21 protein-coding genes, 1 tRNA gene and 1 riboswitch are annotated in these 22,781 nt (G+C 70.8%); of the genes, 10 read left to right on the plus strand and 12 right to left on the minus strand.

The features are described 5' to 3' along the window. The first annotated feature begins 47 nt into the window (after positions 1-47). Entirely contained in the window at positions 48-677 is a 630-nt protein-coding gene (locus tag H5395_RS04085; protein WP_182791242.1) for a DsbA family protein, read from the plus strand. Here the strand turns inward: H5395_RS04085 and H5395_RS04090 are convergent. The 5 genes from H5395_RS04090 to H5395_RS04110 all read right to left on the minus strand — a co-directional run bounded on the left by H5395_RS04090 (position 625) and on the right by H5395_RS04110 (position 5,977). Then, positions 625-1,395 carry an ABC transporter ATP-binding protein gene (locus H5395_RS04090; RefSeq protein ID WP_182791243.1) on the minus strand — a complete coding sequence of 257 codons (771 nt, stop codon included), beginning with the start codon at positions 1,393-1,395 and terminating at the stop codon, positions 625-627. The two genes, H5395_RS04085 and H5395_RS04090, sit on opposite strands and share 53 nt — an antisense overlap. Beyond that, on the minus strand, positions 1,392-2,387 hold the full coding sequence (locus H5395_RS04095; RefSeq protein ID WP_234450885.1) for an iron ABC transporter permease: 996 nt from the start codon (positions 2,385-2,387) through the stop codon (positions 1,392-1,394). The genes H5395_RS04090 and H5395_RS04095 overlap by 4 nt, the downstream gene beginning before the upstream one ends. Then, a complete protein-coding gene (locus tag H5395_RS04100; protein ID WP_182791244.1) occupies positions 2,384-3,202 on the minus strand; it encodes an ABC transporter substrate-binding protein in 819 nt (272 codons plus the stop codon). The genes H5395_RS04095 and H5395_RS04100 overlap by 4 nt, the downstream gene beginning before the upstream one ends. Beyond that, entirely contained in the window at positions 3,196-5,061 is a 1,866-nt protein-coding gene (locus H5395_RS04105; protein ID WP_182791245.1) for a TonB-dependent siderophore receptor, read from the minus strand. Before H5395_RS04105 ends, H5395_RS04100 begins: the two co-directional genes overlap by 7 nt. 127 nt (positions 5,062-5,188) lie before the next feature. Then, positions 5,189-5,385, minus strand: a riboswitch (cobalamin riboswitch). A gap of 19 nt (positions 5,386-5,404) precedes the next feature. Continuing rightward, a complete protein-coding gene (locus H5395_RS04110) occupies positions 5,405-5,977 on the minus strand; it encodes an NTP transferase domain-containing protein (RefSeq protein WP_182791246.1) in 573 nt (190 codons plus the stop codon). Positions 5,978-6,050: 73 nt separating this feature from the next. Here H5395_RS04110 and chrA point away from each other — a divergent pair, with 73 nt between their 5' ends. Both chrA and H5395_RS04120 read left to right on the plus strand, forming a co-directional pair. Beyond that, the gene (gene chrA / locus H5395_RS04115; RefSeq protein WP_182791247.1) at positions 6,051-7,250 is read left to right on the plus strand and encodes a chromate efflux transporter; all 1,200 of its coding nucleotides are present in this window, start codon (positions 6,051-6,053) and stop codon (positions 7,248-7,250) included. A 61-nt stretch (positions 7,251-7,311) separates the two neighbouring features. After that, positions 7,312-8,238: an XdhC family protein gene (locus H5395_RS04120; protein ID WP_182791248.1), complete on the plus strand. Its 927-nt coding sequence runs from the start codon at positions 7,312-7,314 to the stop codon at positions 8,236-8,238. Here H5395_RS04120 and H5395_RS04125 read toward each other — a convergent pair. Continuing rightward, positions 8,213-10,093, minus strand: a complete 1,881-nt coding sequence (locus tag H5395_RS04125) for an acyl-CoA synthetase (protein ID WP_182791249.1) — start codon at positions 10,091-10,093, stop codon at positions 8,213-8,215. The two genes, H5395_RS04120 and H5395_RS04125, sit on opposite strands and share 26 nt — an antisense overlap. 209 nt (positions 10,094-10,302) lie before the next feature. Between H5395_RS04125 and H5395_RS04130 the strand changes: the two genes are divergently transcribed. Continuing rightward, on the plus strand, positions 10,303-10,806 hold the full coding sequence (locus H5395_RS04130) for a CAP domain-containing protein (protein ID WP_182791250.1): 504 nt from the start codon (positions 10,303-10,305) through the stop codon (positions 10,804-10,806). Between the two features lie 78 nt (positions 10,807-10,884). Here the strand turns inward: H5395_RS04130 and H5395_RS04135 are convergent, their stop codons facing one another. The 5 genes from H5395_RS04135 to H5395_RS04155 form a co-directional block, all read right to left on the minus strand. After that, positions 10,885-11,628, minus strand: coding sequence for a hypothetical protein (locus H5395_RS04135; RefSeq protein ID WP_182791251.1), 744 nt, complete (start codon positions 11,626-11,628; stop codon positions 10,885-10,887). 390 nt (positions 11,629-12,018) lie between these two features. Next, a tRNA-Thr gene (locus H5395_RS04140) sits at positions 12,019-12,094 on the minus strand. A 44-nt stretch (positions 12,095-12,138) separates the two neighbouring features. Continuing rightward, positions 12,139-13,887: a heme biosynthesis protein HemY gene (locus tag H5395_RS04145; protein ID WP_182791252.1), complete on the minus strand. Its 1,749-nt coding sequence runs from the start codon at positions 13,885-13,887 to the stop codon at positions 12,139-12,141. 11 nt (positions 13,888-13,898) lie between these two features. Then, on the minus strand, positions 13,899-15,971 hold the full coding sequence (locus H5395_RS04150) for a COG4223 family protein (protein WP_182791253.1): 2,073 nt from the start codon (positions 15,969-15,971) through the stop codon (positions 13,899-13,901). A gap of 121 nt (positions 15,972-16,092) precedes the next feature. Beyond that, positions 16,093-16,794 carry a uroporphyrinogen-III synthase gene (locus H5395_RS04155; protein WP_182791254.1) on the minus strand — a complete coding sequence of 234 codons (702 nt, stop codon included), beginning with the start codon at positions 16,792-16,794 and terminating at the stop codon, positions 16,093-16,095. 61 nt (positions 16,795-16,855) lie between these two features. On the opposite strand from H5395_RS04155, the gene tsaD reads away from it, so the two are divergent. The 6 genes from tsaD (at position 16,856) to H5395_RS04185 (ending at position 21,926) form a co-directional block, all read left to right on the plus strand. Continuing rightward, entirely contained in the window at positions 16,856-17,920 is a 1,065-nt protein-coding gene (tsaD, locus tag H5395_RS04160) for a tRNA (adenosine(37)-N6)-threonylcarbamoyltransferase complex transferase subunit TsaD (RefSeq protein WP_182791255.1), read from the plus strand. Further along, on the plus strand, positions 17,917-18,849 hold the full coding sequence (locus tag H5395_RS04165) for an NAD(P)H-dependent glycerol-3-phosphate dehydrogenase (protein ID WP_182791256.1): 933 nt from the start codon (positions 17,917-17,919) through the stop codon (positions 18,847-18,849). The genes tsaD and H5395_RS04165 overlap by 4 nt, the downstream gene beginning before the upstream one ends. Further along, entirely contained in the window at positions 18,849-19,121 is a 273-nt protein-coding gene (locus H5395_RS04170) for a YciI family protein (RefSeq protein WP_182791257.1), read from the plus strand. The genes H5395_RS04165 and H5395_RS04170 overlap by 1 nt, the downstream gene beginning before the upstream one ends. Next, a complete protein-coding gene (locus H5395_RS04175) occupies positions 19,118-19,537 on the plus strand; it encodes an EVE domain-containing protein (RefSeq protein WP_182791258.1) in 420 nt (139 codons plus the stop codon). The genes H5395_RS04170 and H5395_RS04175 overlap by 4 nt, the downstream gene beginning before the upstream one ends. A gap of 4 nt (positions 19,538-19,541) precedes the next feature. Further along, complete coding sequence (locus tag H5395_RS04180) at positions 19,542-19,934, plus strand: DUF1761 domain-containing protein (RefSeq protein ID WP_182791259.1); 393 nt, start codon at positions 19,542-19,544, stop codon at positions 19,932-19,934. Positions 19,935-20,105: 171 nt separating this feature from the next. Beyond that, a complete protein-coding gene (locus H5395_RS04185; RefSeq protein WP_182791260.1) occupies positions 20,106-21,926 on the plus strand; it encodes an ABC transporter transmembrane domain-containing protein in 1,821 nt (606 codons plus the stop codon). Here H5395_RS04185 and map read toward each other — a convergent pair. Next, on the minus strand, positions 21,923-22,723 hold the full coding sequence (gene map / locus H5395_RS04190; RefSeq protein WP_182791261.1) for a type I methionyl aminopeptidase: 801 nt from the start codon (positions 22,721-22,723) through the stop codon (positions 21,923-21,925). The genes H5395_RS04185 and map overlap by 4 nt on opposite strands. Positions 22,724-22,781: the final 58 nt, after the last annotated feature.

The raw sequence follows: 22,781 nt of genomic DNA on the forward strand, positions 1-22,781 counted from the left end.
GTCACCCAACGTTCCTACCGTGGCGACGGACCACGGAAAGGACGCCCATGCCCAGTCGCCGCGCAACGCTCGCCCTTCTTGCCGCAGCAGTGGCTTCGCCCGCCTTGGGTCAGGGCGACCGGCCGAACCCGATGCCCGAGGAGCTGCGCGAGGCGCTGGAGCGCGACCGCAACGGCATCGTGCTGGGCAACCCGCAGGGCAACATCACGCTGACCGAGTTCTTCGATTACAACTGTCCCTTCTGCAAGAAGATCGTCCCCGGGATGCAGCGGCTTATCGGTTCCGATCCGCAGTTGCGGGTTGTGTTCCGCGAATGGCCGATCTTCGGCGAGGGCTCGGATTTCGCGGCGCGCGCCTCGTTGGCTTCGCTGGATCAGGGGAAATACTGGCAGCTTCACACCAGCCTGATGGGAATGCGCGACCGCGCGGCCGAGCCGTCGGTGATGCGGGTTGTCCGCCGTCTGGGGCTGGACGAGGCGAAGCTGCGCGAGGATATGTATTCCGATCGGGTCGAGGATCACATCGCCCGCTCCTTCATGCTGGCCGAGCACATGAGCCTGCTGGGCACGCCCACCTTGATCGCGGGCGACGAGGCGCTGTTCGGGGACCAGAGCTTTCAGGATCTCACGGCTCTGGTGGCGCGGGCGCGGCGGACCCTGGGGGTGGCGGCAGGGTGACGAAGACCGGCCCCGAAGGCGTCGGCACGAAGGCGCCCGAGACGCCGAAGGCGGCGGTCAACCGCGCAGGCGACAGGACCTCGGTGGGCGTGCCATCGGCGACGATGCGGCCTGCGTCCATCAGCACCAGCCGCTGGCAATAGCGCGCAGCCAGTGCCAGGTCGTGGATCGAGGCGATCACGGTGCGGCCCTGCCGGGCGAGGCTGGCGAACAATTCCATTACGGCGAACTGGTGCGCGGGGTCGAGGCCCGCGACCGGCTCATCCGCGAGAATCAGCGGCGTGCGCTGCGCGAGCAGGCGGGCGATCAGGGCGCGGGCAAGTTCCCCCCCCGAAAGCTCGGTCGCGCGGCGCTGCGCCAGGTGGGTGACGTCCAATGCGGCCATCGCCTCGGCCACGGCGGGTCCGTCCGCACGGCGGTCGGGATCGGCGCGGCGGCCGAGGCGCACCAGCGCCTCGACGGGGATGGGCCACGCGATCTCGCGTACCTGCGGCAGCCAGGCGGCGCGGCGGGCGCGGCGGGCGGGTGGCAGGGCGGCGAGGTCGGATTGACCCTCGGCGGAGATCAGCCCCAGCGCCGCCCGCATGAGCGTTGTCTTGCCGGCGCCGTTGGGGCCGATCAGACCGACGAAGCTGCCCGCCGGCACGGTCAGGCTGACGCGCTCCAGAAGCGCCCGGCCCTCGGGCGCAACGGTCAGGTTGTGCAGGGTCAGGCTCATCGGCCGGCCTGCGTGCGCCAGATGAGGTGCAGGAAGACCGGGGCACCCACCAGCGCCATCATCACCCCCAGCTTGAGGTCGCGTTCGGGCAGGATCAGCCGCACCGCCACATCCGCCGCCAGCACCAGCGCCGCGCCCCCCAGCGCGGATGCGGGCAGCAGGCGCGACGGCATCGCGCCCACCGCGCCGCGCAGCAGATGCGGCACCACCAGCCCGACGAAGCCGATGGCGCCCGCCACCGCCGTCGCGGCCCCCACCGCAGCCGCCGCGCCCAGCACCACTGTCAGCCGCAGCCGCGACAGGTCGACGCCCATCGAGGCTGCGGCTTCCTGGCCCAGCGACAGCGCATCCAGATCGCGCCCGGTGCGGATCAGCGCGGCCCAGCCCAGCACCATCAGCGGCGCCGCTGTCAGCACATGCCCCCAACTTCGGTCGGCCAGCGAGCCCATCGTCCAGAACATGATGTCATAGGCGGCGAAGGGATTGGCCGAGAGGTTCAGCACCAGCGCCGTCAGCGCCCCCGCCAGCGCCGAAACGGCGATGCCGCCGAGGATCAGTCCGAGGCCCCCGCCCGCGATCCCTCCGCTGCGGCCCGCAAGGCCGAGGATCAGCGCCACGCCCCCCAGCGCGCCGGCCAGCGCTGCGAGGGGGACGCCAAGGCCCAGCACCGAGACACCTGCCTGAATGGCGATCACCGCCCCCAGCGCGGCCGAGGTGGAAATGCCGATCAGCCCCGGCTCGGCCAGCGGGTTCCGCAGATAGCCCTGCAGCGCCGCGCCCGACAGGCCGAGGCTGACGCCGACCATGATGCCCAGCAGGGTGCGGGGCGCGCGGATTTCCCGCAGGACGATGCCCAAGGGTCCCTCTCCGGTCCACAGCGCGGAAAGACTTGCGCGGGGGCCGGCGCCTGCCGGGCCGGTCAGCAGCGACAGAAGCGCCAGCCCCGCGACCAGCGCGGCAAGGCCGCCGAGAAGCCGCACGTCGCGGCTCACCGCAGCGCCTCGACTTCGGCCGACAGCATCGCCAAGGCTTCCAGCGAGCGGGGCAGGGCGCAGGTCCACAGCGCGTCGGGAACCCGCAGGACATGGCCGCTCAGATTGTCCAGCGCGGGATGGTCCAGCACCTCTTCCGCCCGCGAGGCGGCGGGATAGGGGGTGCCGGTCACGATCAGGTCGGGGTCGGCCATGACCAGTTGCTCAAGCGTGATGAAGCCGGAACTTTCCATGCCCAGCCCGTCCGCCACCAGCGCAAAGCCCGCCTTGCGCATGATGTCACCGGCCAGCGTGTCGCCGCCGACGGAATAGCCGTTCGCGCCCCAGGTCGCCGCCGTGGGCGCGTCGGGTCCGGCCTCGCGGGAAAGCTCGGCCACGTCCCGGTCGAAATCCGCGATCATCGCCGCTGCCGCCTTGTCGCGGCCCAGCGCGGCCCCGACCTGGGCAATCGCATCCCGCGCCTCGACCAGAGAGGTCGGCGGCGCGACCTCGACCACCGGCACGCCCAGCCGGTGCAGCATGGCCACCGCCGGTCCGCCGAAGTTTCCCGCCAGCACCAGATCGGGCTTGAGCAGGTAGATCTCTTCGGCCCGGCCCCGGTTCACGGGATAGTGCATCGCCTCGTCGGCCATCGCCGAGGCGCGCGGGTCGCGGGCGACGTGGGACACCGAGATCACCTGCCCCGGCGCGGCCAGCGCCATCGACAACTGATCGGTGCAGAGGTTCATCGAGACGACGCGGGCGGGCAGCTCGGCCCCTGCGGGCAGCGCCAGCAGCACGGCCAGCGCCGCCGCAAGGGCCGGGCGCCTCACCATCGCGTCTCGATCCCCAGCCATCCGGCGCGGCCGGGCGCGGCATAGCCCCAGGATTCCTGGTAATCCTTGTCGAACAGGTTGGTGATGCGGGCCGACAGCCGCGCGGTTTCGGTCATGTCGTAGCTGGCGGCAAGGTTGACCGTGGTGAAATCGGGCAGTTCGCGCGTCTCGAAGCTGCCGAAGGGCAGGGTGTCGGCCATGTCGCGGACATGGCGCAGGTCGGCCGCCACCCAGCCGCGCCCGCCGAATGTCTGCAGGCTTGCGTTCAGCGCAAGCTCATGCCGGGGCCGCCGGGTCTCTATTGCGCTGTTCGGGCTTTCCGCGTCGAGGTAGGTATAGGCCGCGCCCAGCGTCAGCGCGTCGGTCACGTCCTGGCGGATTGCCACTTCGATCCCCTCGCGCCGACTTTCGCCCGTTTCGTTGTAATAGTTGGTGCCGTCGGGCAGCGGCAGGAAGCTGTAGGTGATCTCGTCCTGCAGCTTCTCGCGGAACCAGGTCACGTCGATCACGCCGCGCCCGTCCGGCAGGCTGTATTCCACGCCGAGATCGATGCTGCGGTTCTCCTCGGGCTTGAGGTTCGGGTTGCCGATGCTGCCGAAGCCGCCGAGGATCTGGTAATATTGCGGATGCAGCAGCCCCGTCCCGGCCGAGGCATGCAGCCGCCAGGGCGTGCCCTCGATCCGCCAGGACAGGCCTGCGTTCCAGGTCGTCTTGGATTCGAAATCCGAACTGTCGTCATGCCGCAAGCCAAGCTGCACATCGACACCGTTGGCAAAGGCGCCCCGATATTCCAATGCCCCCGAGGTCGTGTCGCGCCGGTTCTCGGCCACGCCCGAGGCGTTGTCGCTGATCCGGTCCAGCGCGAAGGCCAGCGTCTGCTCCGCCGTGTCCACCGCGCCGTCCAGCCCCAGTGTCGCACGGTATTTCAGCGCCCGCCGGCGTGCCCGCGTCTCGGTCCCGTCGCTCTGGTCAAGCCGGAGGCGCGTGTCCTCCCATGACAGGCGATGGTTCAGGCGGCCGTCCAGCGTATCGAGGCTGCCCCAGACGGTGCCGAGGCGCTCGTCGCGCTCCGCATCGGCGTCGCTGTCCACCACGTAATCTTCCACGCGGGAGGCCAGAAAGTCGGTGTCGTCGTAGTCGTAACGTTCATCAGCGCGGCGCGCGGAAAAGCCGAGGCTCAGCGTTCCGGTCGCCTGCCACTCGCCCGAAAGGCTCAGCGTGCCCCGGCGAAGGCCATCGCGATCGCCATCGCCGCCCGAAACGTCATGGCCCCGGTCGTCGCGCCAGGACCAGTCGCCCTGCAGCCGCCAGCGGTCGGTGACGATGCTTTGCCCCAAGCCCGCCGCCGCGCCGTTGCCAAGCTCGACCCGCGCATGGCCGCCGGTTTCGCTGGCCTTGCGGGTGATGATGTTGATGACGCCCGAGGCGGCGGAGGAGCCGTAATAGACCGACTGCGGGCCGCGAAGGACCTCGATGCGCTCGACATCCCCGATGTCGAGGCCGCTGAGGTAATAGGGCTGGTCGCCCGCGGCCGCGCTGACGCCGTCGATCAGGATCAGCGTGTGCCGCCCCTCGCCGCCCCGGATGCGGACCGAGGTCAGCGCGGCGCCGGTGCTGTTGACCGACACGCCCGGCAAGCCGCGCAGGGCGTCCTGCACGGTCGAGACGCCGCGCCGGCGCAGGTCCTCGGCGTCAAGCACGGTGGCGGCGCGGCCATAGGCGGCGGCCTCGACGGGCGAGAAGCCGCCGGACAGGATTACCGGGTCGAGCGTCAGCGAGTCCTGCGCAAAGGCCGGAAGGGCAAGGACCAACGCAAGCGGCGCGGCGGTCAGGCGAAGGGTGCGGATGGTGTCGGACATGGTCGGTCCCCGTGGTCGCGGGCGCATGGGCCCGCAGGATTGGCGTGGGTCCGGGGGACGGATCGACCCCGCGGACAGTGGCAATCACCGCTGCGGGACAAGCCGCTTCGCTGGCGCACCCCGCACCATCGAAAGGGTGTCGCCGAGCAGGTCTCCTGGCTTGCGGGTCACAGCAGACGCCGGCCTTCCCGGGGGATGTCCCCAGTGGCAGTTCGGCGCCGCTCTCCGCGCACAGTTGCGGGGGCAGCCACGGCCTCGGCCCGAAGGCCGTCCCGTGTTCCCTTTGAATCCGGCGGGGCCGGAACTCGGACGAGCGGCACTTACGCCCGCGGGCGGGCGGGCGTCAATGGCCGTGCGGCCGAGCCAGATCCTCTGGGCGGTCGATGTCATGGGCGGCGCCGGGCGGCAGGGGGATCAGCCTCGCGCCCGTCAGCAGGTGGCGTGCGCCCCGGTCGCCCTGAATTTCCGCTGCGGCTGCGAACATGGCGCGGGGCAGGCAGGCGGGAACTCCGGCACGAGGCCCGTCGGGCGCGACATAGGCGCTGGCCGCCGCAAGGTCCGGGGTGCAGGCACGGATCAGCGCGGCGAGATGGGCAGATGGCACCGCGGGCATGTCGCCCAGGACGACCAGCGCCTTGTCGGCGCACGCGGCGGCGAGGCCGAGCCGCAGGCTGTCGGACATGCTTTCGGCACTGTCGGCCATGACGATGCGGAACCCCGGCAGCAGCGCCGCCACCCGCCGGTCGCGCAGGACGGCGATCAACTGCGCCGCGCCGATCCGTCGCAGCGCATCGGCTGCATGAACCACCACGGGGGCGCCATGCCAGTCGGCCAGCAGCTTGTTGCCCGCGCCAAAGCGGCGGCCGTGGCCGGCCGCCAGCAGGATGCCCGCAACCTCTGGTGCCGTCATCGACATGCCCTCCGCGTTGCCCCAAAGGATAGCATGTGCGAAGCCGGCCGCGACCCGATCCGCAAGGGAAGGAGCCGCAATGCTTTCGCAGGACGCGCCAACACGGGTGCAGGGCAGCGTGGCCGAGGTCTTTCTGGCCTTTCTCAAGCTCGGGCTGACCTCGTTCGGCGGCCCGATCGCGCATCTGGGCTATTTCCGCGACGAGCTGGTGGTCCGCCGCAGATGGCTGACCGAAGCAGCCTATGCCGATGTCGTGGCGCTCTGCCAGTTCCTGCCCGGCCCCGCGTCCAGTCAGGTGGGCTTCACGCTGGGCCTGATGCGCGCCGGCTGGGGCGGGGCCATCGCCGCTTTTCTGGCCTTCACGCTGCCCTCGGCGGTCCTGCTGGTGACGCTGGCGCTGACCGCCGGGCGGATCGAGGGGCCGCTGATGGCGGGCCTGCTGCACGGTCTGAAGATCGTGGCCGTGGCAGTGGTGGCCCAGGCGGTCTGGGGGATGGCGCGCAGCCTTTGCCCGGACCGGGAACGCGCCGCCATCGCCGTGGCGGCGGTTGTGCTGCTGGCCGTCGCGCCGGGGTCGGTCGGGATGGTCGCGGCGATCCTTCTGGGGGCGCTGGCCGGGCTTGCCCTCGGCCGCGGACGCGCGGCCGAGGGCGTGATGCCGACCGTTCCGGTGTCGCGCCGGGCCGGAGTGGCGGCGGCCTCGGCCTTTGTCCTGCTTCTGGTAGGGCTGCCGCTGCTTGCCGGCATGGGGCAGGGCTTCGCGCTGATCGACAGCTTCTATCGCGCCGGATCGCTGGTTTTCGGCGGCGGCCATGTGGTGCTGCCGCTGCTTCAGGCGGAAACGGTCGCGGCCGGCTGGGTCAGCGAGGATGCCTTCCTTGCGGGCTACGGTGCCGCGCAGGCGGTGCCGGGGCCGCTGTTCACCTTTGCCGCATGGCTGGGCGCGGTGATGGAACCCCGGCCGAACGGCATTCCCGGCGCCGTCATTGCGCTGCTGGCGCTGTTCCTGCCAGGGTTCCTGCTGCTGATCGCGGCGCTGCCCTTCTGGGACCGGCTGCGGCGGCGGTCATGGGCGCAATCGGCGATGCAGGGGGCGAATGCCGCCGTGGTCGGCATCCTCGGCGCGGCCCTTTATGATCCGGTCTTCACCGGCGCCGTCGGCAACCGGGCCGATTTCGCGCTGGCGCTCGCCTGCTGCGTCGCGCTGGTGGCATGGAAGGCGCCGCCCTGGGTCGTGGTCGTTGCGGGCGCAATCGGCGGCGCGCTTCTGGTGGCCTGAAGGTGCTGGCCTTCCGGCGCGGGGCGTGGTCTGACTGTCGTCTGCGCTGCCCCGGTTCAATATGTTCGACCTGCCCGACCTTCTGCTTGCCGATCCGCTTCAGGCGCTGGTTCCCGGCGCGGTGCTGGCCATCCTGACCGGCGTCGAGGGGCCGCATTACCGCCGCCCCGGCACCGTCATGGCCTTCCTGCCGGACGGGACCCGTGTCGGCCAGATCACCTCGGGCTGCATCGAGGGCGATCTTGCCATCCACGCCGAAAGGGCCGCCGCCGACGGCCGCTCGCGCCGGTTGCGCTATGGAGAAGGGTCGCCCTTCGTCGATCTGCGCCTGCCCTGCGGCGGCGGCATCGACATCGCGCTGGTGCCGCTGGCAGATGTCTCGGCGGTGCGGCAGGCGCTTGCCCTGCGCGCCGCGCGGCAACCCTCGCGGCTGCTGATCGAGCCGGATCGCGCCACGGTCACGCTGACGGATGCCGACGCGGCCCCTGGCATCGCCCTGCCACTGCGCCCACCCCTGCGGATCGAGGTCGCCGGCACCGGCGTCGAGGCCGCGAGTTTCGCCGCCCTCGCCCATGCCGCAGGCTACCCGGTGCGGCTGCTCTCGCCCGACGAATCCACCCGCGCCTCCGCACAGGCCCGCGGCGTCGAGGCCCGGCCGCTTTCGCCACTGACCACCGACCAATGGACAGCCGTGGTCCTGTTCTTTCACGACCACGAGATCGAGCCGCCCATCATCGCCGAGGCACTGTCCGGCCCGGCCTTCTACATCGGCGCCCAGGGCAGCCTGCGGGCGCACAACGCCCGTCGCGCCGCGCTGGCGGAACTTGGCGTTCCCGAGGTTACCATGGCCCGCCTGCGCGGACCCATCGGCGTCATCCGCTCGGCCCGCGATCCCAAGGTGCTGGCGCTGTCGGTGCTGGCCGAGATCGTGGCCGAGGACGCTGCCCGCACCGCTCAGGCGCTCATGCCCAGTCCCACGGCACGGTGAACTCTCCCAGCTTGCTTTTCACGGCGGCCTCGTCGGTCTTCGGACCCTTCGCGATGCGGGCGGTCAGGCCGTTCCTGCGGTCCTCGACCACCTCGGCGACCGAGGCGCCCGTCCCTTCCAGCGCCGCCGACAGCACGCGGGTGATGGCAAGCTTGCGCAGCGCGGGCTTGAAGACCTTGCCCACCGCCGTGGTCGGAAGCTCGGGCAGGATCTCGACATGCTTGGGGATCGCCGCGCGTTCGTGGATATGCGTCTTGGCATGCCCGCTCAGGGCATCGACCCCGACAGTTGCGCCGTCGCGAAGCTGGACATAGACGCAGGGCAGTTCGCCCGCGAAGCCGTCGGGCTGGCCGATGGCGGCGGCGCCGACCACGTCGGGATGCGACAGCATCCCTTCCTCGATCACCGCCGGGTCGATGTTGTGGCCACCCCGGATGATCAGGTCCTTGGCCCGGCCCGTGATCCACAGGTAGCCGTCCGCGTCGATCCGCCCGAGGTCGCCCGTCCGCAGGAAGCGGCCTTCCGCAAAAAGGTCGCGGTTCTTGTCCGTCTCGGTATAGGTCGAGCCCTCGATGACGCCGGGATTGGCCACGCAGATCTCGCCCACCTCGTCGGCGCCGCAATCCTCGAAGCCTGCGGACGTGCGGCGCAGGATGCGGACATGGGTGTAGGGCAGGGGAAGGCCCACGGACCCCACCTTCTTCAGCCCGTCCACGGGGTTGCAACTGACAAGGCAGGTGGCCTCGGTCAGCCCGTAACCTTCCGCGATCTCGACCCCCGTGGCCTGCTTGAAGCGGTTGTAAAGTTCGACCGGCAGCGCCGCCGAGCCGGAAATCGCCGTCCGCAGGCTGGAGACGTCGGCGTTCACGGGCCGCTGCATCAGCGCGGCGATGGCGGTCGGCACGGTGATGAGGAATGTCGCCTGCCAGCGTTCGACCAGCTTCCAGAAATTGTCCATCACACCGTCGCCGCGATAGCCGGCAGGCGTCGGCATCACCATGGACGCGCCCGAATGGATGCAGGACATCAGGATCGGATAGGCCGCGAAGACATGGAACAGCGGCAGCGGGCACATCAGCACGTCTTTTTCGTCAAACAGCAACGAGCCGCCGAGAAAACCGTTGTAGATCATCCCCGAATACTTGTGCTGGGCGATCTTGGGCATCCCGGTGGTGCCGCCGGTGTGGAAATAGGCGGCGATGCGGTCGGCCTGCACATCCTCGAACATCAGCCGGTCGTGCGGCTGGGCCGAGGCGCAGGCCTCGAAATCCAGCACCCGCGCCTTGTGCCTGACGACCACGCGCGGACGCAGGAAGCGGACGAGGAACCGCTTGAGGCCGGAAAGGTAGTCGGCCAGATCGACCTGCAGCACGGTTTCCACATTCGGCGCCAGTTCCAGCGCCGCCGCCGCCTTCTGGGCGACGTCCGACCGGGGCATCGACTTCAGCGTGACCAGCACCCTGGCGTTCGTTTCGCGCAGGATGCTGGCGATCTGCGCCGGTTCCAGCAGCGGATTGATCGGGCTGACGATCCCCGCCGTCGCGCCCGCCACCAGCACCACCGGCGTTTCCAGGCAGTTCGGCAGCAGGTAGGCGACGGTATCGGTGGGACCCACGCCGAGGCTGCGGAACAGGTTCGCCGCCTCGGTCACCCGGTCGTGGAACTCGGTCCAGTTCAGGGTGCAGGCCCGGCTGCGCGGGTCCGAGAAAAGCTGGAAGGCCAGCGCCGGGCGCAACGGGTGGCGTTCGCGCGTCCCTGACAGGAAGCCGTAGATCGTCTTCGGCAGCGGCCGGTCCGCATAGGGCATCTCGGCCTCGATCCGGTCCCGGTCGGCAATGCTGACAAAGCGCGCCATCGGCTCTCCCTCTTCCGCAGTTTCGCACACCGAACATGGGCCGAAACCTGCCGAGGCGGCAAGTTTTCAGCGGCGGGAAGGCGCGGGAACGCCGCGTCATCGGGCCTTTGTTCAGATGCTGCGCAATCTGAAGTTGCACAGTCTATGCAAGCATGTCTTTGTGGCTGCGGAATCCAAGAGCATGAATTCTAGTTAACCGGAGGTTAACCATGAAGAAAAAAATCGTGACGCTGGCTGTTGCTCTGCTTCCTGTAGTTGCATGGGCCGATCCCGTCCAGATCCGAGCCTCAGCCCCCGGCCAAGCGCAATGCGCCCCCACCAGCCCCGGCGAGAATGCCGCGGCGGCCGAGGCCACCAGCCGGCAACGCGCCGCGGGCCGGCTTCCGGCGCTGCGCCCGAACGACAAGCTCGCCCGCGCCGCCGCGCAGCACGCCTGCGACATGGCCCGGCGCGGGGTGATGGCGCATGGGGGCAGCCGCTCCTCGGGTCCGTCCCAGCGGGTGAAGGGCGCGGGCTACCGTCCAAGGATCACGGCCGAGAACATCGCCGCCGGTCCCTTCGACCTTGCAACGGTTCTTGCCAGTTGGAACGCCTCGTCGGGTCATCTGGGCAACGTCATGCTGCCGCAGGTGCGTGATTTCGGCATCGGCCGCGCGGTCGGTTCGGACGGACGGACGGTGTTCTGGACCGCCGTCTATGCCGCGCCGGGCTGAAATCCGGCAAGCCGCGCCGCTTCCGGGAAGATCACGGGGCAAGCAGTTCGGGAAGGCGCTTCATACCGGCAAAGGCGATCACGACCAGATGCCCGGTCCGCCCAGGATGCGCGACGCGGCTTCCAGATCACAGACCGGCCGGGCTGGCGGTTTGCAGACGACATAAAGGTTGTTGGTCCACTCGATGCCCGAACGCTGATGGCACGAGATGATGTCATACCCCGCCAGCGCCAGCATCTTCAGGAAAAGCTCCCGCGTCGGTTCCCATCCCAGAAGGGGGCTGGGGTTGTCCGCGTATTTCCGCTTCCGGTTGGTCATGGTGAGGTCCGGAAGGTCTGTGGCCTGGGTCGAGACGACATGAAGCGCGCCCCCGCACCCCGCAGCATAATCAAGGAACAGTTGCGGATGCCGGAAGTGATAAACCAGCCCCAGCCACAGGGTCACATCCCTGCGGTCCATCCTGTGCACGTCAAAGGCGCTGCCGTTGACCGCCTGAACCGGCAGGAGGCTGCGGGATTCCAGATACAGCTCGGCCTGCCGGTGGTAGCGTTCGCCTTTCTCCAGCAGGGTGACGCCGGATGCGCCAAGCTCGGCCAGTCCGATGCCGATTCCACCGGCATTCGACCCCACCTCCAGCAGCGACTTGCCTGCGATGCCGCCGGGTATCCACCCGGCGATCTCTGCGGCCTGCTGCCGGGGATTCCATCGTCCCGGCGAAAGGATGCCGTTTCCGAAATCCAGCGTCTGAAACCAGGGACCGAGATCCGCGATGCGCTGGGCCATGGACATATTTATTCTCCGGTAATCTGCGAGGATTCCCATCGGGCAGTCCTTGCCCGCCGAGAATCCGCCTGAAAGGTGATTTGTCCGAAGCTTAGGGATGTCTGCTCGGGACCGTCAACGGGTTCGCACAGGGTTCGGCGGGCTGAACAGCTTGCGCCCCTACGGACAAGCATGAGGATTCCTGTGGCGAGAACTGCCCGGACACCCCGGACGCGCTGTTTTCCGCGGAAAGAAGGCCCTGTCGGAACAGCGCATGGCGAGCTGTTTCCCGTTCATCCCGGCCGGGTAAGGATGCCCGCCTGCGGGCGGCCCCGCTGGCTTCCGGCCGCCTGAGAGTTCCCGCGGCCAAGACGCCGCATCCCGGCTGCGCGGAGATGCGAAAGCGCCGGTTCATCCATCTGGACGAACCGGCGCTTTTCAGTCTGAAGCTGGTGCCGCAGAAGGGACTCGAACCCCCGACCCCATCATTACGAATGACGTGCTCTACCAGCTGAGCTACTGCGGCGTGGGGCGCGGACTACCACCTATCCTCGGGCAGGAAAAGGGGGTTCAGCGCGATTCCCGCTTGCCCTCTGCCAGCGGCTCGACGTCCGGGCGCACGGGCGGCTCGCCCGAAGGGGCGTCGATCACCTCGACCGTGACCGTCGTGGGCGGTTCCGGCTCGGGCTGCGAGGCTGGTTCGGCAACCGGGGGCTGGGGCATGGCCGGGGCTGCGGCAGGGGGCTGGGGCGTCACGGGGGCCGGGTCAGGGATCGGCGGCGCCTGGCGATGCGTCACGGTGACCGAGGGGGCGTAGTCAGAATCCCGTTCCACCATGCCGGGGGCCACGGGGCGCGGGGCCGGGCGGGGCGGGGCCGGGCGGGGTGCCGGCAGTGACGTGACCTCGGCGGCCTCACCCGGCTCGGGCGCGTGGCGGGGGCGGCCGACGATCAGCGGCAGCATCTCGACGCCGTTGCCGGCCGTGACCATCTGCGCCGCGACCGGCGACTCGCGCCAGGTCAGGGTGTCGAAGCCGTGGCAACTGTCGCAGACCGGCGACCATTCGGCCATGATGTTGTGGCAGTTGTCGCAGACCCACTGCGGCCCGCGGCTGGCGTTCATCGCACGCGCAAGCCAGCCGCGCACCACGCTGTCATCCGCGCCCGAGCCGCGTTCCACTGCCGCCATGATGGCGATGGAACGGACGGTCGGATGGGTTTCCGCCAGATCGCCCAAGGCCCGGCGGGCAGCAGGGAAGTCCTCGGCTGCCAGTGCCAGTTCCGCTTGCAGAAGGCGCGATTCCTGGTGGTCGGGGTTCTGGCGGATCAGGTCCTCGAACCGCCGCATCCGCTGGGCGGGCGTCTCGTCAGGGACGATCTCGGCATAGGCCGCGGCCAGCGAGGGATGCGGCTGCGCGCCCCAGGCCTTCTGCAGCAGGCGGCTGGCGTTGCGGGTGTCCTTCTGCGCCAGGTAGCTGCGCGCGGCCAGCACGGCGGCCGGCACCAGGTCGGGCGAGGCGCGGTTGGCGCTGATTGCGGCCTCGCGGGCGCTGATGGAATTGCCATGCGCCAGCACCTCGGAGGCTTCCTGCAGCGCCAGCACCGCGTCGCGGCGGAGCGCCACGTCCTTGGGCAGCGCGCCCTGACGCCGTTTGTCCTTCAGCGTGGCCCGCGCGCCCTTCCAGTCATGCTCGCGCGTCTGCAGGCCCAGCAGGGTGTCCTGCACATCCGCATGGCCGGGCTTGATCGCATAAGCCTTTTCCGCAAGCCGCAGCGCGGTCGCCGTGTCGCCCATGGCCAGCCGCTGCTGCATCAGCCCGCGGACGCCGACAAAGCGGGTGCGGTTGTCGGCAAGCATGGTGCGATAGACAGATTCGGCCTGCGCGGCGTCGCCGGCGGTTTCGGCCGCCTGCGCGGCCAGCAGGTTCGTCAGATGCGGCTGGTCGAGGTATTTCGCGGCGCGGACCGCATGATCCTGTGCGGCACGGCCCTCGCCTGAGGCCACGGCCAGCATCCCCTCGGCCAGCGCCTTGTAGCCCTTGCGCTCGCGCGCGCGGTCGAAATAGCGGTCGATGGCGGTGCGGTCGCCCATCAGGAAGTGCAGGAAGGCCCAGACCAGCCGCAGGATCTGGACGACCAGCCAGGCGAAGAACAGCAGCAGCACCGCCGCGATCGCCGCCTGCACGGGTCCCAGCGTGTATTCGACCCCGTTGAACTGGATCAGCAAGGGCGCGCCGTGTTCGGCCAGGTACATCGCCCCCAGCGCCGCCGCCAGCACGACGGCGAAGAAGAACGTGACCTTCAGAAGCGTGAGAAGCATCGGCAGGAACCTCAGTTGGACGGGGCTGCGGCACCGGCGTCAGCCGGCGGCGGGGCGGGCTGGCCCAGGGGAACGGTTGTGGTGATGACCGGCGGCGTCGGCCGCAGGTCCGGCGCGTCTTCGGCCTGCGCGGGCGCGTCTGCGCCGGCGGGCTCGGCTGCGGGTTCGTCTTCGGCGGGTTCAGGCTGCGCGGATGCCTCCTCCTGGCCTGCGGCGGGTGCGGCAGGCTCGGGTGCGACCAGCGCCTCGACGGCGGAATGCGCGTCGGCATAGGCCTGTGCCTGCGCGGTCCATTCCGCCATGGCAGGGCGCGCAGGCTCGGGCAGGGCGGCAAGCTCGGCCAGCGCCGCCCGGATCTCGCCGCGTTCAACCGCGGCCCCGGCGCGGGACAGCACGGCGTCGGCGTCGTCCCCTTCGCGCGGCGCGACGGAACGGGCACCCGTCTGGGCGCGCAGGAAGTTCCCGAGGAAGCTGCCCTGTCCCTGCACGGTTTCGGCCTGCAGCGCGTCGCGCAGCGCGGCCCGCGCCGCAGGCGGGAAGCCCGCCACGAGTTCGTCCAGCGTCGGCACCTCGACCATCAGGGCGGGGGGCGGGGTGACACCCGCTTCCGCAAGCTGGCTCAGCGCGGCGTCGCGCGGGGCGCCGGTCTGCAGCGCCTCGCCGATGGCGGCGGCGGCGGCGGCGGCCTGCGCGCGGCGCGCGGCCTCGTCGGCCGTGTCCGCCAGCGTGGCGGCGCGGGATTCCACCTCGGCCAGACGCGCCTCGGCCTGTTCGGCAACCATGCCGATGCGCTGGGTCGCGGCCACCACATCCGCCGCAAGCGTGTTCAGCCGCTCGACGGCCTCGGTGTCCACGACCGGGCGCTGCGCCAGTTCGTCAAGCCGTGCCTGGATGGGGCCAAGATCGACGGGTGGAGCGTCCCGCAGCCCGGCGACCGCCTGTTCCAGCGCCTCGATCCGGCCCGCCTGCGCCTGCAGCGCCGAATCAAGCGCGCTCGGATCGCCGGCCGGCTGCGCCGACAGCGCCTGTTCCAGCGCGTCGATGCGGGCGGCCTGCGTCTCGATCCCCTGCTGCACGGGGGAAAGGTCGATCGTCTGGCCGGGCGCCTCGCGCAGTTCCGTCAGCGCCTGATCCAACGCGGCAAGCTGGCGCGCCTGCGCGGCCAGCGTCGTCTGCAGCGAGGGGTCGGGGCCGGGACCCGCCGGCGCTTCGGCCAGAAGCTGGGCGGCGGCATCCGCCCCCGCCTGCCGGGCCTGATCGATCAGCGTCTCGCCCTGCGCCGACAGGCTGGCGCCCGCCGCCTGCGTGGCGGCATCGGCCGCCGCCTGCCTTGCCGCCTCGATGGCGCGCGATTCGACAACGCCCGCCTGCCGCTCGATCTCGGCGCGGGCAGCCTCGGCTGCGGCCTCGGACAGCGCGGCGGTATCGGTGGCCGGCGCGGGGGCCGAGGGCTGCCAGGCGGGGGGCAGCCGCGGCACCGCCCAGTAGGCCGCGCCCGCGCCCAGGGCCGCCGCGACCACGCCGCCAAGGAACAGGGGCGCGAAGCCGCCCCGCCGCTGCACGGGCGCCGGTGGCTCGGCGGGGCGGGCTGCCGGGGCAGGGGCGTTCGGCCCGCGCACCTTGTCACCGCGCGCCACCGCCGGGATGCCAGAGGATGTTTCCGGCGATCCCGCCGCCGTCCCGCTTTTCGGGGCCGGGCCGGCGCCGTCGCCGGCCGTCGCCCCGGCGCCGGTCGAAAAGGGGGGATTCGCGGCGTCGCCGGTCACGGGTTCGGACATGCCGGCCGCCACCACGTCCGGCCGCGCCAATGCAGCCGACGTGGGGTCGCCTGACGAACCCTCGACCCTGTTTCCCGCCACGATCCTGTCGGTTCCGCCAGAAACCGGACGTACTGCAGCCTTCCGCCGCGCCATCGCGGGGCGGTCGCCGCCTTTGCCGACCAGCGCCGAATCGATCGGCGGCGCGGCGGGGCGTTCGGCCGCGTCGGCCGATGGCGCCGGCGCCTCGCGCGAGGGCACGGCCGAGCCGGGGACGGCGGGCGCGCGGCGGCCGGTCGGTGTGGCGTCGTCGGGGCGGTCGGTCATGTGGCGGCGATCCCTTGCAGTTCCGGGGGACAGGCGCCCGCCGGTTCGGTCGAAAACCCAGGTAGAGGACGCGCCACGGCGGGCACGATGGCGCCAACCCTAGACGGCGGCGTCAGCGCGCTCAACCCGCGCTGAAGGGCTCGCGTTCCGTATCCGTCACCGCCCGGATGGCCCGCAGAATGCCTTGGGCATCGGGCTGGTCCGCGACGACGGACCGGACCGCGCCTTCAGGCCATGCTACGCGCCATGCGGCCTCGGCCGCCGCGCTGATCGGCACGATCCGCAGGGGGGCGCCCGGCGACCCCCGCGCCGCCTCGGCCGCAAGTCGGGCGCTGCGGGGCGAAAACAGCGGCAGAATCACCGGCGCCGTGCCTTGCAGCAGCGCCAGCGCTTCGGGCGAAGGCGGCAGCGGCAACTGGTCGTAGACCACCATCCCCGGCGCCGGCAGGCGGGCCGCGACATGGGCGCCATGGGGGTGCAGCCAGCCGGGGCCGAGATCGTCGATCAGCGGGATCAGCCGGGCCGCGTCGCCCGGACCTTCGCGCACGTCATAGCCCGCCTTGCGCGCCTGTTCCGCCGTGCGCGGGCCGACGCACCAGGCGGGACGGCCCCTTCCCGGCCCGGCGAAGCGGACGCCGTTTTCCGAGGTGAAGACCAGCCCATTCGCGTCCCGCACCGCCGCCGTGTCATGCGGCACCCCGACGATCCGCAGCAGGGGCGCGATCACATGCCGCAGGCCCAATGCCTCGACCTGCGCGGCAAAGCGGCGGGCGGCGGCTTCGGGGCGGGTGATCAGCACCACGGGTGCGGCAGGCTCTTGCATGGCGTTTCCTCGGGACGGGTGCTAACCCCCGATAAGCCGCAGCAGCCCCGCGATTTCAACCATGACCCTTACCGTCCTCGGCATCGAGAGCAGTTGCGACGACACCGCCGCCGCCGTCGTGACGGGCGCGCGCGAGGTGCTGTCCTCGGTCGTGTCCGGCCAGACGGCGCTGCACGCGGGTTTCGGCGGCGTGGTCCCCGAGATCGCCGCCCGGGCGCACGCCGAGCGGCTGGACCTTTGCGTCGAAATGGCGCTGGAACAGGCGGGCGTCGGGCTGCGCGATCTGGATGCGATTGCAGTGACGGCAGGGCCGGGGCTGATCGGCGGGGTCATGGCCGGGGTGATGCTGGCCAAGGGGCTGGCTGCGGGCACGGGGCTGCCGCTGGTCGGCGTGAACCACCTTGCCGGACACGCACTGACGCCGCGGCTGACCGACGGGATCGGCTTCCCCTACCTGATGCTGCTGGTCTCGGGCGGGCATTGCCAGTTCTTGCGGGTATCCGGTCCCGAGGAGTTCACCCGCCTCGGCGGCACCGTCGACGACGCCCCGGGCGAGGCCTTCGACAAGGTGGCGAAGCTTCTGGGCCTGCCCCAGCCGGGCGGACCTTCCGTGGAAGCCGAGGCGGCCAGGGGAGATCCCGCCGCCGTCCCGCTGCCGCGCCCGCTGCTGGACCGACCCGGCTGCGATCTCAGCTTTTCCGGGCTCAAGACCGCCGTGCTGCGGGTCCGCGATCAGGCGGTGGCGGCGGAAGGGGGGCTGCGCGACGGCCTGCGCGCCGACATCTGCGCCTCGTTCCAGCGGGCCGTGGCCGAGGTGCTGGCCGAAAAGACCCGCCGCGCTCTGGCTGAAGCCGACGTGCCGGTGGTCGCCGTCGCCGGAGGGGTCGCCGCCAACCGCACCATCCGGGCGGCGCTGGAACGGGTGGCCGCCGAGGCCGGCGTCCGCTTCCTTGCGCCGCCACTGGCGCTTTGCACCGATAACGCCGCGATGATCGCCTGGGCGGGGATCGAGCGCTTCCGCTTGGGCCACCGCGACGGCATGGACCTCGCTGCCCGCCCGCGCTGGCCGCTGGACCAAAACGCAGCACCGATGCTGGGCGCGGGCAAGCGCGGGGCCAAGGCATGAGCGTCGCCGTCCTCGGCGCAGGCGCCTTCGGCACCGCGCTGGCGGTGGCGCTTTCGGCGAACGGGCCGGTGGCGCTGTGGGGTCGCCGGATCGGCTGGCGCGGGGAAAACCCGCTGCTGCCCGGCGTCATCCTGCCCGGCGGCATCACGGCGACCGAGAGCTTGCCCGACGCCGACATCCTGCTGGTCGCCATCCCCGCGCAGGCCACGGGCGCCTTCCTATCCGACCACGCGGCCCGGCTGGACGGGCGGGCGCTGGTCAGTTGCGCCAAGGGGATCGACCTCGCCACCGGGCGCTCGCCCGCGCGGATGCTGGCCGAGGCGTGCCCCGCGGCGACGGTAGCCGTCCTGACCGGTCCCAGCTTCGCCGCCGACATCGCGCGGGGGCTGCCGACCGCCCTGACGCTCGCCTGCGCCGACGCGAGGGCGGGCCACGGGCTGCAGCATGCGCTTTCCACCCCCGTCCTGCGGCTTTACCGCACGACCGACGTGAGCGGGGCGGAACTGGGCGGCGCGCTGAAGAACGTCATCGCCATCGCGGCGGGGGTCGCGATCGGCGCGGGGCTTGGCGATTCCGCCCGCGCCGCCATTGTCAGCCGGGGCTTTGCCGAGATGACCCGCTTCGCCGCGGCAAACGGCGCCGACCCCGAGACCCTGACCGGCCTGTCGGGGCTGGGCGACCTGATCCTGACCGCCACATCCGAGCAGTCGCGCAACTTCCGCTATGGCCTGTCGTTGGGCCGGGCCGAGCCCTTCGACCCCCATGTTACCGTGGAAGGCGCCGCGACCGCCCGCGCCGTCGCCGCCATTGCCGCCCGCGACGGTATCGAGATGCCGATCTCGACCCTGATCGCCGGGCTTGCCGGGGGCCGCGTGGGCGTTAAACAGGCGGTGGAGCTTCTGCTCGCACGCCCGCTCAAGGAGGAATGATGCCGCTTTTCACCGTGATCTGCCGGGACAAGCCCGGTCGCCTGGACAGCCGCATGACCACGCGCGAGGCGCATCTGGCATGGCTGAACGGCTCGGGCAGGGTGCAGTTGGCGGGACCGTTCCTTCAGGACGGCCAGCCCTGCGGATCATTGCTGGTGATCGAGGCGGATGATCTCGACGCGGCAAGGGCCTGGGTCGCCGAGGACCCCTATGCGGCGGCGGATGTCTTTGAATCCGTCGAGGTCAGCGAGTGGCGCAAGGTCATCGGATGAACCGCTGGCTCTTCAAGTCCGAGCCGGAGGTGTTTTCATGGGACGACCTTGCCGCAAAGGGTGAGGCGGGCGAGGAATGGGACGGCGTCCGCAGCCATCAGGCCCGCAACCTCATGCGGCAGATGAAGCTGGGCGACCGGGGCTTCTTCTACCATTCGAACGAAGGCAAGGCCGTGGTCGGCATCGTCGAGGTGATCGCCGAGGCGCATCCCGATTCCACCTCGGATGATCCCAGATGGGAATGCGTGGATATCCGCGCGGTCGAGCCGCTGCCGCGTTCCGTGACGCTGGCCGAGATCAAGGCCGAGCCGCGCTTTGCCGACATGGTGCTGGTCAAGAACTCGCGCCTGTCGGTGCAGCCGGTGACGGATGCCGAATGGGACGCGGTGCTGGCGCTTGCGGGCGCAAGGGGGTGAGCCGATGGAACTGATGATCGTCATTGCCGCAGCCATCCTCGCTTGGGTGATCGGGGCGATCTGGTACCGGATGAACGACCGGATCTACAGCAATGCCTCGGGGCTGCAGGTGCAGAACATCGGGCATCCTTTGTCGCGGTCCGTCACGCCCTACCTGCTGGCGGGGGTGGCCTTGGTCGCCATTGCGGCGATGATCCGCATCCTGTTCGTGCGCGCCGGGATCGATGGGATCGTGGCGGGCCTCGGCTGGGGCGCGGGGATCGGGGCGGGCATCGTGGCGCCGTGGTTCTTCATCACCAACACCTATTCGCCCCGGCCGATGGTGATGACGCTGATCGACATGGGCTATGCGGTGATCGCCTGCGCCGTGGTCGGCGCGGTCATGGGCGGGGTCTGAGGGCAACGTTGCGTGCAAGGGCACGCACCCTGCGGGAGCAGGGTGCGGCAAGGGGCTGTGCCTGAGAACCACGCACCCTGCCGCGGCACCGGGCAGGATGCCGCAGCCCTGCGGGTTGCCCCAGCGCGGCCGAATGCCTACACCATCCCGGACCCAGCGCCGGAGAAAGCCTTGGCCCGAGCCCCGAAAGCCGCCATCGACCGCCCGACCACCCGCCGCATCGGGGTGCTGAGGGCGCTGTGGCCCTTCCTGCGCCCTTACCGCGCGATGATGGCCGCGGCTGCCGTCGCGCTGCTGGCCACGGCGGCGGTCAGCCTGATCCTGCCGGTCGCCGTGCGCCGCGTCGTGGACGGATTCGCCGAGAACTCGCAACTGCTTGACGAATATTTCGTCGCGGCCCTGATCATTGCGGCGGCGCTGGCCCTCGGCACGGCGCTGCGCTACGCGCTGGTGACGCGGCTGGGCGAGCGGGTCGTGGCCGACATCCGCCGCGCCGTCTTCGACCGGGTGATCGGGCTTTCCCCGGCCTTCTACGAACGGGTGATGACCGGCGAGATCATCAGCCGCATCACCACCGACACCACGCTGATCCTCTCGGTGATCTCAAGCTCCGTCTCGCTGGCGCTGCGGCAGACGGTGGTGGTGATCGGCGGGCTGGTCATGCTGCTCGTCACCTCGCCCAAGCTGACCGGCCTTCTGTTCCTGATGGTGCCGGTGGTGATCCTGCCCATCATCCTGCTGGGCCGCCGCCTGCGGGCCTTGTCGCGCGAGAACCAGGACTGGATCGCCAGTTCCTCGGGCACCGCCTCCGAGACGCTGCTGGCCGCGCAGACCGTCCAGGCCTTCACCGCCGAGGAACCCGCGCGCGCCGCCTTCGCGGGCGTCACCGAAAGCGCCTTTGCCTCGGCCGCGCGGCGCATCCGCATCCGGGCGCTGATGACGGCGGTGGTGATCTTCCTGATCTTCGCGGGCGTCGTCGGCGTCCTGTGGGTGGGCGCACGCGACGTGAACGCGGGCGCCATGACCGTGGGCGAACTGGTGCAGTTCGTCATCTACGCCGTTCTTGTCGCCGGTTCCCTGGGCGCCCTGTCCGAGATCTGGGGCGAACTGCAGCGTGCCGCCGGCGCGACCGAGCGGCTGGGCGACCTGCTGGCGACCGAGGACACGCTGCGCGATCCCGCGAACCCGGTGCCTCTGCCGCGCCCGGTCAAGGGCCGCATCGACTTCAACAGTGTCAGCTTCCGCTATCCGACCCGCCCCGACATATCGGCGCTGGATGACATCACGCTGGCGATCCGTCCGGGCGAGACGGTGGCGCTGGTCGGCCCCTCGGGCGCCGGCAAGACGACGGTGGTGCAGCTTATCCAGCGCTTCTGGGACCCCGACCGGGGCCGGGTCTGCATCGACGGCATCGACCTGCGCGACATGGCTCGCGCCGATTTCCGGCAGGCCATCGCGCTGGTCCCGCAGGACCCGGTGATCTTCGCGACCAGCGCGCGGGAAAACATCCGCTTCGGCCAGTCCGGCGCCAGTGACGCGCAGATCGAGGCCGCCGCCCGCGCCGCCAACGCCCATGACTTCCTGATGTCGCTGCCGGAAGGCTACGACACCCAGGTGGGCGAGCGCGGCGTCATGCTGTCGGGCGGCCAGAAGCAGCGCATCGCCATTGCCCGCGCGATCCTGCGCGACGCCCCGATCCTGCTGCTGGACGAGGCGACCAGCGCCTTGGACGCCCAGTCCGAGCGGCTGGTGCAGGACGCCATCGACGCACTCGCGCGGGGGCGCACGACGATCATCGTGGCCCATCGCCTCGCGACCGTGAAGAAGGCCGACCGCATCGTGGTGATGGACGGGGGCCGCATCGTGCAGCAGGGCACGCATGAGGAACTGGTGGCGCAGGGCGGGCTTTACGCGCGGCTGGCGCGGCTGCAGTTCACCGACGGGCCTGCGGCGACGCCGGTCGCGTCGGTGCCGCGGGTCGCCGCGGGCTAGATCGCCGGGAAGAACCTGCCCGCGGGCGAGAGGGTGAAGATCTCGCAGCCGTCCGCCGTCACGCCCACCGCGTGCTCGAACTGCGCCGACAGCGACTTGTCGCGGGTCACGGCGGTCCAGTCGTCGGCCAGCACCTTGGTCTCGGCGCGGCCGAGGTTGATCATCGGCTCGATGGTGAAGAACATCCCTTCCTCCAGCATCGGCCCCTTGCCGGGGCGGCCGAAGTGCAGGACGTTCGGCGGCGCGTGGAAGGTGCGGCCCACGCCATGGCCGCAGAAATCGCGCACCACCGACATCCGCTGGCCCTCGGCATGGGTCTGGATGGCATGGCCGATGTCACCGAAGGTGTTGCCGGGGCGCACGGCCTCGATCCCCTTCATCAGCGCGTCATGCGTCACCTGGATCAGCCGCTTCGCCTTAACAGAGGGCGTCCCCGCGACATACATCCGGCTGGAATCGCCGAACCAGCCGTCCAGGATCACTGTCACGTCGATGTTCAGGATGTCGCCGTCGGCCAGCCGCTTTTCGCCGGGAATGCCGTGGCAGACGACATGGTTCACGCTGATGCAGCTTGCGTGCTGGTAGCCGCGATAGCCGATGGTGGCGCTGGTGGCGCCCAGTTCCCCGACCCGGCGCTCGATGAAGGCGTCGATCTCGCCCGTGGTGGCGCCGGGCACCACCAGGTCGCCCACCTCGTCGAGGATCTGCGCGGTCAGCCGTCCGGCCGCATGCATCCCGGCGAAATCCTCGCGGGCATGGATGCGGATTCCTTCGGGGGTCACGCGGGCATCGTTCATCGAGCGGTCCTTTCACTTCCCTCACGCAGATAGCCCTCGGGTTCCACTTGTTCCAGTC

The organism is Paracoccus sp. MC1854 (genome assembly GCF_014164635.1).
In the GTDB taxonomy this organism is placed as follows: Bacteria; Pseudomonadota; Alphaproteobacteria; order Rhodobacterales; family Rhodobacteraceae; genus Paracoccus.